Source organism: Micromonospora sp. CNZ285 (genome assembly GCF_004637285.1).
The window spans coordinates 2,664,339-2,679,688 of sequence record NZ_SPQD01000001.1 but is presented as its reverse complement, the minus strand read 5'-3'; the positions used below and the strand labels follow the sequence as shown (position 1 = coordinate 2,679,688).

General features: G+C 70.8%; 12 protein-coding genes. 1 reads left to right on the top strand and 11 read right to left on the bottom strand.

Going from position 1 to position 15,350, the window contains the following annotated elements; genetic code table 11:
- Positions 1-33 precede the first annotated feature (33 nt).
- From CLT75_RS12045 to CLT75_RS12000, 10 genes are all read right to left on the bottom strand, one after another.
- Positions 34-777, bottom strand: a complete 744-nt coding sequence (locus CLT75_RS12045) for a thioesterase II family protein (RefSeq protein WP_135240885.1) — start codon at positions 775-777, stop codon at positions 34-36.
- On the bottom strand, positions 774-3,317 hold the full coding sequence (locus CLT75_RS12040) for a non-ribosomal peptide synthetase (RefSeq protein ID WP_135240884.1): 2,544 nt from the start codon (positions 3,315-3,317) through the stop codon (positions 774-776). Before CLT75_RS12040 ends, CLT75_RS12045 begins: the two co-directional genes overlap by 4 nt.
- 87 nt (positions 3,318-3,404) lie before the next feature.
- Positions 3,405-4,664, bottom strand: a complete 1,260-nt coding sequence (locus CLT75_RS12035; RefSeq protein ID WP_135240883.1) for an MFS transporter — start codon at positions 4,662-4,664, stop codon at positions 3,405-3,407.
- Positions 4,665-4,810: 146 nt separating this feature from the next.
- Positions 4,811-5,923, bottom strand: a complete 1,113-nt coding sequence (locus CLT75_RS12030) for an acyl-CoA dehydrogenase family protein (protein WP_135240882.1) — start codon at positions 5,921-5,923, stop codon at positions 4,811-4,813.
- A complete protein-coding gene (locus CLT75_RS12025; RefSeq protein WP_167796906.1) occupies positions 5,917-7,188 on the bottom strand; it encodes a condensation domain-containing protein in 1,272 nt (423 codons plus the stop codon). Before CLT75_RS12025 ends, CLT75_RS12030 begins: the two co-directional genes overlap by 7 nt.
- Positions 7,189-7,219: 31 nt before the next feature.
- Positions 7,220-7,492, bottom strand: coding sequence for an acyl carrier protein (locus CLT75_RS12020; protein ID WP_135240880.1), 273 nt, complete (start codon positions 7,490-7,492; stop codon positions 7,220-7,222).
- Entirely contained in the window at positions 7,489-9,069 is a 1,581-nt protein-coding gene (locus tag CLT75_RS12015; RefSeq protein ID WP_135240879.1) for an amino acid adenylation domain-containing protein, read from the bottom strand. Before CLT75_RS12015 ends, CLT75_RS12020 begins: the two co-directional genes overlap by 4 nt.
- Positions 9,066-10,229 (bottom strand): acyl-CoA dehydrogenase family protein, encoded by a 1,164-nt coding sequence (locus tag CLT75_RS12010; protein ID WP_135240878.1) that lies wholly within the window; start codon positions 10,227-10,229, stop codon positions 9,066-9,068. Before CLT75_RS12010 ends, CLT75_RS12015 begins: the two co-directional genes overlap by 4 nt.
- A 57-nt stretch (positions 10,230-10,286) precedes the next feature.
- Positions 10,287-11,621, bottom strand: coding sequence for an aminotransferase class III-fold pyridoxal phosphate-dependent enzyme (locus CLT75_RS12005; protein WP_135240877.1), 1,335 nt, complete (start codon positions 11,619-11,621; stop codon positions 10,287-10,289).
- A complete protein-coding gene (locus CLT75_RS12000; protein WP_135240876.1) occupies positions 11,611-11,901 on the bottom strand; it encodes an acyl carrier protein in 291 nt (96 codons plus the stop codon). The genes CLT75_RS12005 and CLT75_RS12000 overlap by 11 nt, the downstream gene beginning before the upstream one ends.
- A 159-nt stretch (positions 11,902-12,060) precedes the next feature.
- Between CLT75_RS12000 and CLT75_RS11995 the strand changes: the two genes are divergently transcribed.
- On the top strand, positions 12,061-13,590 hold the full coding sequence (locus CLT75_RS11995; RefSeq protein WP_334553102.1) for an amino acid adenylation domain-containing protein: 1,530 nt from the start codon (positions 12,061-12,063) through the stop codon (positions 13,588-13,590).
- Between the two features lie 114 nt (positions 13,591-13,704).
- Here CLT75_RS11995 and CLT75_RS11990 read toward each other — a convergent pair whose 3' ends face one another.
- Entirely contained in the window at positions 13,705-15,291 is a 1,587-nt protein-coding gene (locus CLT75_RS11990) for a serine aminopeptidase domain-containing protein (RefSeq protein WP_135240874.1), read from the bottom strand.
- Between the last annotated feature and the right edge of the window lie 59 nt (positions 15,292-15,350).

Sequence of the window (15,350 nt, the reverse complement as noted above, 5' to 3'; positions counted from 1 at the left end):
GATCTGGTCGGCCACATCGCCGGTTAGGCTGGATCACACCTTGGCATGCTCGATCGACCGGGTGAGATCGGTGAGGATGTCCCGCCCGGCCTCCCACAGGAAGAAGTGCCCGCCCGGTGCCAGGTTCACCCGGAACTCCCCGGTGGTGATCTCCCGCCAACGCTCGATGTCCGACGCGTCCAGGTCGGCGTCGTCCCGTCCCGCCCACGCGGTGATCGGGCAGGACAGGCGAGTGCGGTGCCGGTATCGGTAGGTGAAGACGGCAGTCAGGTCCGCTCGGGCGACGGGCAGGACGAGTTCGCGCAGCTCCTCGTCGGCCAGCACCCCGACGTGTGTGCCGCCGAGGTCGTAGAGCTCCTGCAGCAGCGCCTGGTCTGAGAGGCCACGGGGGTCGCTGCCTTGGACGGCCCGTACCTGCGGAGCGAGGCTGCCCGAGGCGACCAGCAGGTCCGCCCCACAGCCGTCGTTCTGCAGACGGTGAGCGACCTCGGCCGCGACGAGGGCGCCCATGCTGTGCCCGAAGAGCGCTAATGGCCGGCCGTCGCGGATCGCACGGACGGCGTCGGTGATTCGGTCGGCAAGGCGGTCGAGGCACGGCAACGGTTCCTCGTCCAGTAGGTTCTCCCGACCCGGGTACTGCACCCGTAGCACCTCCGCGCCGGCACCGGCGATCGACTGCCACCTCGCGAAGGCAGACGCCCCACCACCGGCGTGCGGAAAGGTGAGCAGCCGCAACCCGGCCGTGGGGAGCGGCCTGCCGACCAGCCAGTCACTCACGTTTGGCCACCCTCGCCCTGCCCCGCCTGTCGACCCTCGATGAAGGCGGCGAAGTCCGTGAGCACCGAGTTCCGCAGCAGGCCGCGCAGGGGGATGTCGGCGTCGAGGAGGTGACGGAGCCGGGCCACCGTACGCGTGGCCAGGAGGGAGTTGCCCCCGGCCTGGAAGAAGTCCTCGGTGGCGCTGACCCGGTCGAGGCCGAGCACCTCGCACCACACCCGGGCAACCTCCATTTCCACGATGGTTGCCGGGGCGACGAATCCGGCGGCGGCGGTGGTGGGGGCGACCGGCTCTGGGAGTGCCGCTCGGTCGACCTTGCCGTTGCCGGTCATCGGAACCCGGTCGATGACGACGACATGGTCCGGAACCATGTAGGGCGGCAGCCGCTCGGCGAGATACGTCCGCAGCTTTCCGACGTCGGGATCAGTGACCGGCAATGGGACCATGTAAACGTTCAACGTCGAGTTCTCCCCGCTGCCGCGGGTTGCCGCGATGGCCGTGTGCACGTCCGGATGCTCGGCGAGTACGGCCTCGATCTCGCCGAGCTCGATACGGAAGCCGCGGACCTTCACCTGGTTGTCTCTGCGGCCGAGGAACTCGATGGTGCCGTCCGCCCAGAACCGTGCCCGGTCGCCGGTGTCGTACATACGGGCGTCCGATCGGCCGACGAACGGGTCGGGAACGAACTTCTTGGCGGTCAGCAGCGGGTCGCCGTGGTATCCAACGGCCAGGCAGTTGCCCCCGATGAACAGGTTGCCCGGCATGCCGACCGACACCGGACGACGCTGGTCGTCGAGAATGTAGTACCGGGCGTTCCAGATAGGACGGCCGTAGGGAATGCTCGTCCAGTTCGGCTTCACCTCGCCCACTCGATGAAAGTTCGACCAGATCGCGGCCTCCGTCGCCCCGCCTAGAGCCACAACTTCGGCCCCCGGGAACGCTCCTCGGATCGTGTCCGGCAGGCTGAGCGGAACCCAGTCACCACTGAGGAAAACCAGTCGCAGCCGTGATGTGGCCACCGGCTCGCGCAGGGGAAGCAACTGCTCCACCTGTTGCAGCATGGCCGGCGCGCTGTCCCAGAAGGTGATGTCCTCGTGGTCGAGGATCGACAGCAGGCGGGCCGGCTCGGCAAGTTCGTCCTCGGACGCGACCCGGATGCTTCCACCGGCGGCCAGGATGCCGAAGATGTCGTAGACGGACAGGTCGAAGCTCAACGAGGTGACGAACAACAGCCGGTCCCGCGGGCCGACCTCGAACGTCTCGTTGACCCACCGGATCACGTTCACCACCGGCGCGTGCGTCATCACGACGCCCTTGGGCGTGCCGGTCGAGCCGGAGGTGAAGATGACGTAGGCGAGGTCCCCGTCACCGGCCAGGGCCTGTGGCCGGCCGTCACCAGCGTCGGCACGCGCGACGGTGAGCCAGGAATCCGTGGCAGTCACTCCGGCGTCGTTCTCGCCGACCAACAGAACGTGCCGCAGGTGAGGCAGCTCCGGACGCAGGGCGAGCACGGAGCCGAGTCGACCCGGCGTGGTCAGCACGACCCGGGCCCGGACGGCGTCGAGTATGGCCGCAACGCGGGCTGGCGGCAACGACACCTCGACCGGCACGTACGCCGCGCCGGCCTTGAGCACGCCCAGCAGCGCGGCCACGGCATCGGCGCCGCGGTGCAGGTGCACACCGACGTACGTGCCGGGGCCACACCCGTGTTGCTGGAGCGTGGCCGCGATCGCGTCGGCGGCAGCGTCGAGTTCCGCGTAGCTGACCGTCCGGCCCTGTTCCACCACGGCCGGCGCAGTGGGCGTCGCACGCGCTCGCCGTTCGACGAGCTCGTGGATGGTCGCACGGTCCTCGGTGGGCACGTCTGTGGCGTTCCAGTCGAACAGGACACGCCGGCGGTCCTCCTCAGGCATCCCGCACAGCGAGGCCACGGGCGCGTCCGGGTCGGCGGTGGCCAGAGCCACCAGCGTGTGGCGCAGATGGCCAGCGAGGCTCGCGCCGACATCCCCAACCAGCCGGTCCCGGTCGTAGCCGAGGGTCAGCGCGGGTTCCGCGCCCATTCGCAGGAGCACCTCGATCCGGTCGGGGTGGGCGGCGCCGGGTTGCTCCGTGCAGTCCGTCACGGCGAGGACCCGCACCAGCGCGGATCCGTCGTCCGCCGCAGGCACGGCGACGTCCGCTGCGGCCCGCAGGGCTTGGTCGAAGGCGCCCACCATCGCCGCGACCGTGGCCACCTCTTTGGCGTCCACGGCGATCCGGCGGCCATACTGCGCTCCGGGAGTGTCGGTGACGAACAGATCGACGGGCTCGCCGGGGGAGGTGTACTGGCTCAGCACCAGCGTCCAAGCCGCCGCCGCGAAGGCGGTGACCTCGGCGTCCAGCCGCTCGGCCGCGGCCAGCACGGCGTCGCGTTCCGCGGTGGCGAGCGGCCACCCTCGGGTGGTCGGCGCAGGCGCCCGTGTAGCGGACCGCTCGACGCAGAGCCTTCGGTCTGCCGCCGCGAGCCGTCCCGCCGACGCCGATCGATCCTCGAATTCCATGGTTCTATTCCCGTCACTCGACCGTGCGCCGTCGGCGGCCCACCGATCGGCCCCGTCAGCTACTCCTGATGATGTGCCGTGCACGCGTCACCTCCCTCCGGTGGCCACGGACCCCGACGGTCCGGTCGTCGCGACCGGACCGTCCGGTGCCGGCTCCAGGGGCGTGGTGTTCACCCGACGCACCCCGGGGACCAGAACCGTGCCAGCGCAGCCGGCGAAGACCAGCAATCCGGCGGCGAGCAGCGGAGCTGGCTCGCCCCACATTCCGGCGGCCAGCGGGGCCAGGGCGTAGCCGAGCGGCGTCGCGCCGAGCGAGACCAGCCAGTCGTATGAGGTCACCCGGGCGAGAACCTCCGGCGGGAACTGTGCCTGCACGACCGTCTGCCAGACCGGATTGAGGTATCCCAGGGCGGCCATCCCCACGCCGTAGGTGAGGATCACCAGGACGGCGGGCGCGGCGACGGCGAGCAGCACCAGCGGCACCGCGTAGCTGGCGAGCCCGAGGTTGGCCAGCAGCACGGGGCGCCGAGTGGTCACCCGCGCGGCGACGAGCGACCCCACCAGCATGCCGATCGCTCCGGCCTGGAGCATGGCAACCCACACACCTTCCCCGCCGAGTCGCTCCACGGCGACCGCCGGACCGATGGTCATCAGGACCGCCGCCGCACCGTTCCACACGCCGTGGGCGATCAGGCTGCTCCAGAACCAGTCGCGGCTGCGAACCTCGCGCCAGCCGTGCAGCAGGTCCGCGCCGACCGACCGCTTCGGCAGTGGGACGTGCGGCACCCGTACCGCAACCAGCATCAGGCCGCTGACCGCGAACGTCGCCGCGTCGAAGATGAACGCCCAGCCGGGGCCGGCCGACCAGATCAGGAACCCGGCCAGCGCGGGACCGACCAGCCGGCTGGTGTTGGCCGTGATGCCCATCAGTGCATTGGCCTGCTGCCGTTGGGCCGCCTCGACGGTGTTGGCGACCAATGGGGAGGCGGTGGGCATGGCGAACGCGCCGGCAGCCCCGACCACGACCGCGGCGATCGCGATGACGCTTAGCGAGGCATCGCCGAGCAGCTCGATCCCGACCAGGAGCTGCGCCCCGCACCGGACTACGTCGGCCGCGATGGCGACCCGCCGGGCGTCCGTCCGGTCGGCCAGCACACCGCCGAGCGGCATCAGCACCAGACGGGGCACCATCACGCAGGCCAGCACCAACGCGAGCGCCGAGGTGGATCCGGTGGCGCGCAGCACCGCGAGGGCCAGCGCGGTGGGTATGACCGCGTCGCCGACCGCCGACACCGTGCGGCCGAGGAACAGCAGCCGAAAGGATCGGGTACGCAGGGGATGGGCCACGAAGAACTCCTCGGGCGGTAGGGGTTGGAATCTCGGTCAGCGGGGGTCGAACGGCCCTGCGGCCGGGGACCGCCACCGTACGGGCGTGGCCAGCCGGCGAGGGCCTCGGGCCCGCCCGCCCCGCACCACCCCCACGACCCCGACCGTCATGCCTGCGTCCCATCCACCACGTGCCGGGCCGCCGCGCCCAGGTGCTCGTCGGGCCGACCGAACAACAGCTCCGACGCCCCGGCCCGGACCAGGTGCCAAGGCACCGGGCTCTCCGTCACGAAGCCCACGCTCCCGTGCACCTGCAGGCACTCCGCACTGACCCGCGAGTACGCCTCCGAACAGCACGCCTTCGCGAGGTGCGCCGCGTACCACGACAAGGCGCGATCCTCGTGGACCTCGGCAGCCCAGCGGACGGCTGCCGCAGCCGACTCCACCTCCAGCAGCATGTCCGCGCATCGGTGCCGGATCGCCTGGAACGTGCCGATCGGTTGGCCGAATTGGTGGCGCCGCTTCGCGTACTCGACACTCAGCTCAAGGCATCGACGCGCCCCGCCGGTCTGTTCCGCCGCCACCGCGAGCACTCCGCGGCGGCGAGCCGCGTCGACGGCGTCGGCGGCGTCACCTGTCCCGCCGATCAACCGGGCCGGGGTGGCGGCGAAGTCGACCCGCGCCCACCGACGCGTGCGATCAGCGCCGTCGGCCTGCTGGCGCATCGGGTGCCGGCCGTCCACCGCGAACAGTGACACCCCACCTTCGGCCCGGGCGGCGACCAGCAGGATGTCTGCGACGTGGCCGTCGAGAACTTCGACCTTGCGTCCGTCGAGCACGAAGGCGTCACCCACCCGGGTCGCCGTGGTCTGGACCGAGGCGACGCCCCACCCGCTGTCCTCCTCCGCCACCGCGAGGGTGACGATCGCCCCGTCGACGATCCGTGGCAGCAAATCCTGCCTCGCCTCCTCGTCATCGCCGGCGAGCAGGGCGGTGGTCGCCAGCACCGTGGCGAGATACGGCGCGCCCAGCAGGGCCGCGCCCATCTCCTCCAGCACCACCAGTTGCTCCCGGACCCCGAAGCCGTCGCCGCCGTACCGGGACGGCACGGCCAGGGCGGGCAGGCGCAGCTGTCGGGTGAGACGCTGCCAGACGTTACGGTCGTACCCCTCGGTGGTGGCCGCGAGTCGCCGCACGTCCGCGATCGTCGACTTCTCGCTCAGGAAGGCCCGCACGACCGCACGTAGTTCGTCCAGTTCATCCGTCGACGTGGTCAGCATCGAACCTCGCTCGCGGCCTCGGCCAGCACCATGTCCTGCAACCGCAGCAGCAGTGCGTCCCCCATCGCCTCCGGGCCTTCGACCTCACGCAGGGTGCACGTCATTGGCGCGCCGTCGTTGACCAACAAATAGCAGGGAAATCCGTTGTCGCGCCCCCGGGAGCCGGTCTCCAGCGTCCAAGGCTCGGCCATCGCACTGGAGGTGCGCCCTGGCGGCCCGCCGGGATGCGGGACGAAGTTGAAAAAGTACCGGAAGCCGCGCCCCACGCCGTTGTAGCCGTGTTCCCGTTCCAGGTCGGCGAGGGAGTCGACGTCGTAGCAGGCGTGGCGGTAGGTCGCCAGGCTCTCCGCGTTCATCCGCCGGGCCAGCTGCCCCAACGACTCCCCGGACTCGACTCGGGCCAGCATCGGGATCACCTGGTTCAGGCTGCTTACCAGGTTGCGCCAGCGCGGATTCAGCCGGTTGCCGGCGAACAGAGCGAGCAGCAAGGCGTCGTGGCCGACATGCTCGGCGAGGGCGCGGCAGAACGCCGCGTAGAGCACCGCCTGGGTCGACACCGCCAGGCGCGCGGTCAACTCGGCGACCGCCTCGGTCAGGGCCGTGGAGCGCAGCACGGTCCACCGTTTCGGCGTGCCGGCGGGGACGGCCGGCACGGGCGGCTGCGAAGCCGCTGACACCACCCGCTCCCAGTAGGACAGCGCCGAGGAACGGCGGGCCGCCCACCGGTCCGACCGCTGCTCCACCGCTATGTCACGGCAGCGCGGGGCCTCGTCCGTAGGCAGGTCACCGGTAAGCGCGCCGATCAGCTCCCGGCGCAGGATGGCGATGGACGCGGCGTCCGCCGTCATGTGGTGCACCGCCAGGGCCAGTCGGCGGGGGCGGCCGGCGCCCATGACCACTCGGACCCGCCACGGTCGCTCGACATCGAGGGCAAAGGGGGCCCGGGCCAGTTCCGCGGCAATCTCGTCGGCCCGTTCATCCGCGTCCGCGCCGAGGTCCACGATGTCCACCGGGACCCCATCGGCCTCGTGCACCACCTGCTCGACGCCGTGGGCGCCGCCGCGGGCGTATGTGGTGCGCAGCGACTCGTGGCGGCGTTCCAGCAGGTCGAGCGCATACCGGACGGCGCTGACCGGACGGTCCGCGGGCAACGGCCAACTGCCGTGCAGGATGGCAGAGGTCGCTCGCTCGGCCGGCAGATGCTCGATGGAGCGCCACGCCGATAGCTGCCCGAAGGTCAGTGGCGAGCGGCTCAGTTCCCGCACCGGATGCCTCCTTGATCCAGAACGCGCCCGGTCACCGGGTGCCGGACGGCTCGTGCGGGCCCGTCCGCCGGTGCTCCACCAGCGTCGCCATGTCCCGTACAGTCGCGAAGTTCTCCGGCACGATCTCCTCCGGGTTGATCTCGATCCGGTAGGTGTCCTCCATGAACCCGACGAGCTGCATGATCGCCAAGGAGTCCAGCAGGCCCTGATCGAGGAGGGGGAGGTCGTCGGTCACTGTGACCGCATGACCTCGCTGGTCCAGCTCCCTGGCCAGGAACGCACGAATCTGTTCGGAGACGGTCATTTGCACTCGCTCGCAATCTGCTGGTCGGTCAGGGCCCGACGGTCGGCCTTGCCGGTCGACGTCCTGGGCAGGTCGTCGCGGACGTCCAGTTCGTCCGGCACCATGTGCCGGGGGAGGAGCCTCTGGCAGTGCCGCCGCAGGTCCGACCGGGTGGTGCCGCCATCGACCACCAGGTGGGCCCGGATCCGGCTCGTACCCAGCTCGTGGGGAACGGCGGTGACAACCACCTCCACGACCCCCGGATGTCGCCGCAACGTCGCCTCGATCTCATCGAGCTCGATGCGGTGTCCCCGGCTCTTGATCTGGTTGTCGCGCCGGCCAAGGAACAGGTATGTGCCATCCGGCAGTCGCCTGGCGAGGTCGCCGGTCCGGTACACGGTCCCGTCACCATCGGCCGCGTCGGCGACGAAGCGTCGCGCGGTCGGCTGCGGGCTGCCCCAGTAGCCCCGAGCGACCGTCGGTCCCCGCACGCACAGCTCGCCGACGTCGGGGTCGTCCGACGATTCGTCGTAGGCCAGGAAGACCTCCGCTCCGGCTACGGCACGGCCGATCGGAATGTCCCGGTCGTCCTCGGGGAGCCCCGACAGCCAGTACGCCATGCAGACGTTGGTCTCCGTCGGCCCGTACAGGTTGCCGAACCGAGCGTGCGGCAGCTGCAGCATCAGGGCCCGGAGGAACCGCGTCGGGAAGACCTCCCCGGCGAACAGTACGAGACGCAGTCGCGGCAGGCCGTCCTCCCGCAAGCCTCCACGCTGGGCGAGTAGGGACAGCACCGACGGCACCGAGTACCACACGGTGATCCCCGTGTCCCGGATGAACCGAGCCAGCTGGACCGGAAAGAGCGAGGCCGCGGCCGGCACCAGCCAGGTCGACGCGCCGCTCGCGGCGGCGGCGAAGAGGTCGAACACCGACAGGTCGAAGTGGAACGGCGCGTGGCTGGACAACCGATCGGACTCGTTCAGGCCGGCCGCCCTGACAGCCCACTCGACGAACGCCATCGCGTTCCGATGCGTCAGCATCACACCCTTGGGCTGTCCCGTCGACCCCGAGGTGTAGAGAATGTAGGCCAGGTCCCGGTCCGTGATTGACACCTCCGGCGCGCTGCCGTCGTGATCCGACAGTACGGCCCGCGCGCAGTCGACGACCGTGACCCGCGGAGGCATCGGTTCCGCGGGCTTCACCTCGTCGAGCAGCACGAGCTTGCTCAGGGCGACGTCGGGATCGCCCAGCTGCGGCCACGAGTCCTGCTTCGCCGCACTGGTGCAGAGCAGCCGCATGTCGCAGTCCCGGACGATGAGGCTGGTCCGCGCCGGTGGCGCCTGCGGGTCGCAGGGCACGTAGCACGCGCCCGCCTTGAGGATTCCGTAGATGGCGACGACCGCCTCGACCGACTTGTCGAGCAGGATTCCGACGCGGTCGCCCGGCCGCACGTCGTGTGCCACGAGAGCCTGGGCCAGACGGCTGGACCACAGGTCGAGGTCGAGGTAGCTGTGCGTACGTCCCCGGTCGGCGAGCGCGGTGCGCTCCGGGTGACGCCGCGCCGAGGTGGCCAGCAGCTCGTGCAGAAGAGTGCTCACAGCCCGAGCCCTCGGGCCAGTGCGTCACGCTGCAGTTCGTTGGTGCCCGAATAAATGCGGCCGGCGACCGCGTCGTGTACGTCCCGGTCGGTCTCTGGGCTCACTCCGCCGCGAAGGGCGGCCTCCAGTTGCCGGGCGTCCCTGCTGTTCTGCGCGAACGCCTCACTGAGTTTGACCTTCACCAGGGCGGCGTCCGTGGCGTTCAGCCGCTGGCGGCCCAGACGCTCGGCCGTGCGGTACGCCAGCAGCCGGCTGGTGTGCAGGCGCATCGTCATTCGGGCCACGGTGTCGGCGGCCAGCTCAAGGCCCGGAGGTGGCCCGCCCCCCTCGGCCCGTCGCAGCTGGCGGGCAGCGCGTTCGATCTGTCGCTGCATCGTGCCGAGCGTGCTGGCGAGGATGCAGGCACGTTCCAGCTCGATGCCGGCGTTGAAGATGGCCATCCCCATGCCGACCCTGCCGAGTGTCGCCGCATCTGGCACGAAGCAGTCGGTGAAGTGGACCTCGCCGACGGGGGAGCCGTGCAGTCCCATCTTGTTGAGTGGCGCTCCGGTGGCGACCCCCGGCGTCGTGGCCTCCACCAGCAGGCAGACCAGGCCGAACGGGCCGCGCTCGCGACCGGTCGTGGCGAACACGAGGAACAGGCCCGCCACGGGGGCGTTGGTGATGAACGTCTTGCTGCCGTTGACCAGCCAGCCGCCGTCGACCCGCGCGGCCGTGGTGGTCAGGGCAAAGGCGTCCGAGCCGGTGGCCGGTTCGGTCATGGCGTACGCCCCGATCAGGCGTCCCGCGCACATGTCGGGCAGGTACCGGTGACGCTGCGCCGCGGTGCCGAAGCGCAGGATGCTCATGACGCACGGCCACAGGTGGGCCCCGATCGAGAAGAGCAGGCCGCTTTCCCGGCACGCGTAACCGAAAGCGTCGAACGCCACCGTGCTGGCCAGTAGGTCGGCCGCGTGCCCGCCGTGCTCGCGGGGGACAGGGAAACCGGTCAGCCCGAACTCCGCGCATCGCTCCCATCCGGTGCGGGAGAAGCCGCTGTCGTCTCCCGCTGGGGCAGCACCAAACTTGTCGCGGGCGAAGGCCACGGCGTCGGTCCACACCTGCTGGTGAGCGGGCGAGGCGAGAAGGTGAACGGGATCGAGGGGTACGGCGATGTGCATCAGTTCTGGTCCTTCGGCGAGTCCCGGTGGGCGAATCGATCGCGACGCGGGCTTGGGTCAGCCACCGGTGTGCGCGAGGCGGCCTCCGTCGCGCAGCGGCCACGCGGATCGGTGCCGGCACACGTCCCTCAGCGCCGCACCGGCGCGTGCCATTTGCGCTTCGTCGATGACCAGCGGCGCCAGCACTCGGACGACCGTCCGGTCTCCGTCGTTGGGGGCGAGGAGCACGCCAGCTCGCGCGGACGCCATCACGAAGTGGTCGGCCTGTTCTGCGGTGTGGAAACGGAGGCTCATCATCAGGCCCAACGAACGGACCTCCGTGATGAGGTCGTCGTGCTTCGCCAGTTCGGCCCCCAGCCTCCGCAACCAGTCGGTCACCCGCGCCAGGCTCGCTTCGACCAGGCCTGGCAACTCGTCGAGCGTGGCCGACGCCGCCGCGCACGAAAGCGGATGACCGGAGAAGGTCTGCGAGTGCAGGTACGGCTGCGCCTCCAGCGGGCTGGTCAACCGGGTCGTCGCGAGCAGGGCGGACAGGGGCGCCACCCCGCCGCCCAGCGACTTGCCGAACAGGACAGCGTCAGGATCGAGCCCGAGGGACAGTCCCAAGCTGAACTCCCCGCACCGCCAAAGGCCGGTCTGGATCTCGTCGACGATGACCATCGCCCCGGCGGCCCGAGCTGCGTCGGTCCACCGCCGTAGCAGCGCGCTCGGCAGCGCCTCGGCGGCCCCGCTGCCCTGCACGATCTCGATGATCACCGCAGCTGTCCGGTCGCCGATGGCGTCGCCGGTAGCCTCGCCACCGCTCGGATCGATGAAGGAGACCTCGCGCAGCAGCGAGGCGAGCCCTGTGTGATAGCGATCCGCGTCACTCACGGCGAGAGCGCCGAGCGTGCGACCGTGGAACCCGCTACGGAGTGCCACCACCTGCGTGCGGCCGGTGGTGACCCGGGCCAGCTTCAGCGCGGCCTCCACCACGTCGGCGCCGTTCGCGCCGAACCAGACCCGGTCCAGGCGGGACGGTCGCGCCAGCTGCACGAGCCGGCGCGCGAGCAACGCGGTGACCGGGTTGGCCAGTCCGCGGGGCGCGGCGGGCAGTTGGTCGCACTGCCGTTTGACGGCTGCCACGACCGCGGGGTGTCGGTGGCCGAGCACCGTCGCCGCCCAAGTGCCCAGGTCCACCGCTGTCCGCCCACTGTGCAGCCGCACCTCGGCACCGTTCGCGGAGGTCGCGTAGTCATTCGCACCCAAAAGCTTCTGCACGCCAGCGGTGCGCCGCACCAGATGGTCGCGGGAGGCGGAGAAGACCTCGGACGGCGATGGGTGCGGCACCTGCCCGACGGCGGCGCTGTCGGTATGCCGGGGAGAGGTGGCCGCCGCCATCTCACCGCCCACCGGGCACCGTCTCGCTCGTGTCGACGTAGGTCCGCCAGATGCTTTCCAGGGTGAAGAAGTGCGGCAGAAAATCCCCGGTCAGTTCGATTTCGCGGCCCATTCGGTCCTCGAGGAAGTAAATCACCTCGAGCAGGCCGACCGAGTCGAGATAGCCGTTCGCCCACAGGTGGGTGTCCGGATCCGGGTCCGGCATAACCTCGCCGGGCTTCAACTCCCGTAGCAGCGCCGTCAGGTCCGCGTAGAATCTCTCCTGGGTTGTGCCGGCGGCCTCAGAGCTCACGTCGGTCTCAATTCCGGGTCGGGGTGCGGTGGCCTGCGACCCATTCGTAGGCATCGTCGTCACGGACAAATCTTTCCAAGACCTCGCGCTCATGGTCAACCTCGTCGAGGTGGTCCGGCATCACCCTGTCGGCGTTTGTTCGTCGACCGTCAACCGAGAATGATGAAGTCTGTGAGCCAGGTTATAGGTAGTGTCCTCGTCGGAACTCGGCGCGCGATTGTCGGGCACAGCGTTGTCCACATGGTCCGCGAGCAGGCGCGCATCCGTCCCGGGCGGACGGCCCTGCGCACGTCCGGAACGACGTGCACGTTCGGTCAGCTGTGGGAGCGGGTCCGATCCGTGGCCGCCGCGCTGATCGATCAGGGAGTGGCGCCGGGTGATCTCGTGGCCGTGTGGGCGTCCCGGACGCCGGAGACGGTGGCGGCGATGCTGGCCGCCATGGCCGTGCGGGCCGCTTACCTACCACTCGAGCCGACGCATCCGGCGCAGCGGTCACGGGCGATCGTCGAGGTCGCCCGTCCACGTCTGCTTGTCGTCGACCGTACCGCCGTCCCGGTTGTCCCGGCCGACCTCGACGTGCCGGTCCTCGACCTCGCCGAGGCCGTGGCGTTGGCCGGCGTCGAACCGGGCCTGCCGATGGGTGAGGACGCCGCCTACGTCATCTTCACCTCTGGGTCGACGGGGGTCCCGAAGGGCGTGGTCGTGGAGCACCGTTCGCTGCTGAACTATGCCAACTGGTGCGCGGCCACGGTCGGTGCCGAGGGCGGTGCGGCGCTGATCAGCAGCCTGGCCTTCGACCTATCCATGACGGCGCTCTGGCCGCAGTTGGCAACCGGGCGTCCGGTCACGCTGTGCGGGGGAGTGTGGGACCACGAGGCGCTCTTCGGCCGTCGCCGGAGCCCTTTCGCGTACGTGAAGGTCACGCCGTCGATCCTGCGGTTCCTCGAACGCACCATGCGTCCCGACTACCGGCAGCTGGCCAGGACGCTGGTGTGCGGGGGAGAGGCACTCGACAGCAGCCTCGTCGATCAGTTGCGGGACCGGCTGCCCGGGGTCCGGATGATGAACCACTATGGTCCCACCGAGGCGACCATCGGCTGCTGCGCCCATGTCTTCGACGCGGGCTCGCCAGTCGGTGGTCGGGCGAGCCTGCCGATCGGTCGCCCCATCTGGAACACCCGCCTGTACGTCGTGGACGACAGCCTCGATCCGGTGCCCGCCGGTCGACCGGGGGAGCTGGTGATCGCCGGCGCCGGGGTGGCTCGGGGTTATCTGCACGACGTGTTACCGGGAGCGTTCCTCGACGAGTCGGCGCTCGGTGGCCCACCCGGCCGGGCGTACCGGACCGGGGACCAGGTGGAGGTCTTGCCGGACGGCAGTCTGCTCTACCTGGGGCGCCACGACGACCAGCTCAAGATCAGCGGATACCGGGTGGAGGGCGCGGAGCTGCGGCATCTGGCGCTGTCGGTGCCGGGAATCGCCGACGCCGCCGTCACGGTCGCGCCCGACCGTCCGGACGAACTCGAGGTGCATGTCGTTCTAGCCGACGGCGTGTCGGAGTCCGGGATTCAGCGGAAGGTGCAGCGGGCGATCGCAGCGCGGGTGCCCAGCGCGGTGGTGCCGAAGCGGGTGCGTGTGGTCGGCGAGCTGACGGTCAGCGTCAACGGCAAGCGGCAGCTGCCCGTGTGATGCCCGACAGCTGGGGCGCCGGTGCGCTGGCACCACCCGCAGGGCATTTGGTTTTAGCGCCAATCCGCGCGCCGCGGCCCGGGCCCTCGGTTCGTGCCCGGGCCGCCCCGGCGTTCATGGATGGGTCGCGGGCAGCAGGGCGGCGACGAAATCGCAGAGCGCCGCTGCCACACTGCCGGTCTCGAACATGGAGTCGACCCCGTCCACCAGAGTCACCTCGAACCGTCCCTCGTGGCGGTCGAGGACGCGACCGGCGAGATCGGCGCTGGCGAGGCGGAAGTCGCGGTGGTACGGCTCGTCCCGGCTGTAAACGACGCGGATCGGAATGCCAGCGGTGAGACAGCCACCGATGTCGCGAACCAGCCCCTCGTTGATCCACCCCGGGTGGGCCGGGATCGAACGGCCTGCGTCGGCCGGCCGCCGGGTGCGAGAGTCCCGGCCGGTGGCGAGCGATTCCCGGTGCCACGGCAGGGACACCAGACCGAGCCCGAGTAGACCCTTCAACTCCGCGGCGCAAGCCGTCCGAGCCCCCAGGCAGCCGCCTACCAGCACCTGGGCACTCAGCCCCATGCTGGCCAGCGCCGACCGGGCCGCGGCCAGATCGGTGGTACGTGGCCGCGTCAGGTCGAAGTCATGCACCTCGCCGGTGCTGTCCGCCACCCCGCGATAAGCGACCCGCAGCGAGGTGACGCCCAACGCCGCCAACCGGTCGGCGACCTCGCTCCACAGACCCACCGGACCACAGGCCGGGTGGTAACTGCCGCAGTTGAGCAAGACCGCCCCCAGTTCGGCCCGGTGCCCGGCGGGCTCGACCAGGATGCCGGCCAGTCGGTCCCCGCCCACGGGGACACCGACCGGTCGCCGCCGAGCGACGCCGACCAGCGTGCCGGCCCCGACGGCAAGGGTCGTCGGTGTGGCCCGGAGCTGGTCGGGTGCGGGGCCTGACGTGAGCCAGGCCACGGTCGTGGCCACCAGTTGACGGGTCACGTCGCAGCGTTCTTCGGGTTCGAAGCGTCGACGCTTCAACCACCAGTCGATGGCGCCGGGGACCACGCTGGGCTGCAGCCGGGATCCATGCGGCGCGGCGGCCAGCAGGTCGCGCAGCTCGGCCACGCCCCGAGGCAGCGTGCCGACGTGCAGTGAGCGCACCTCGCGCCGGCCGGGCGTCAGCAGCTCGGCCAGACGCGCCGCCCGGAGTTGCGCCACGAGCTCGGTGCCGAGCCGGAAGCCCAGAACCGTGAGTGGCCGCCCCGGCCCGGGGGACGGCGGTGCCGCGGCCGTGGGCCGGGACACCTGCCAAACGCGCTGAATCCGCTCCAGGCTCCTCAGGTAGTCCTCACCGCTGAGCACCGGCTCCCAGAGCACGAGCGGGCCGTCGGCGCCGGGGTGAAGGCCGGCCGCCACGAGGGCACCCAGACGTACCCCCACCGCGGCGATCTCGTCAATGCCGCTCCGAGCCCGCAGCAGGTCCGCCACCCGCCGCGCGTCGGCGGCCATCGAGGTCACGGTGAGCCGGTCGAAACTGCCGCCGCTGTCGCCGAGACCGCGGTAGTGGAACCGGGCGACGGCGAAGCCCCGGTTCGCCAACGCTCGTGCCAGCATCACCTCCCGCCGATAGTTCTTGGCGAACTCCCAGCCGATCCCACCGCAGACGAGCACCGCGCCGACGGGATCCTTCGGCAGGTGCAGGGCGGTGAACACGTCGTCGAGATAGCCCAGTTCCTCACGAATGGGGGACTCGGTGACGCATCCGGCCGGCC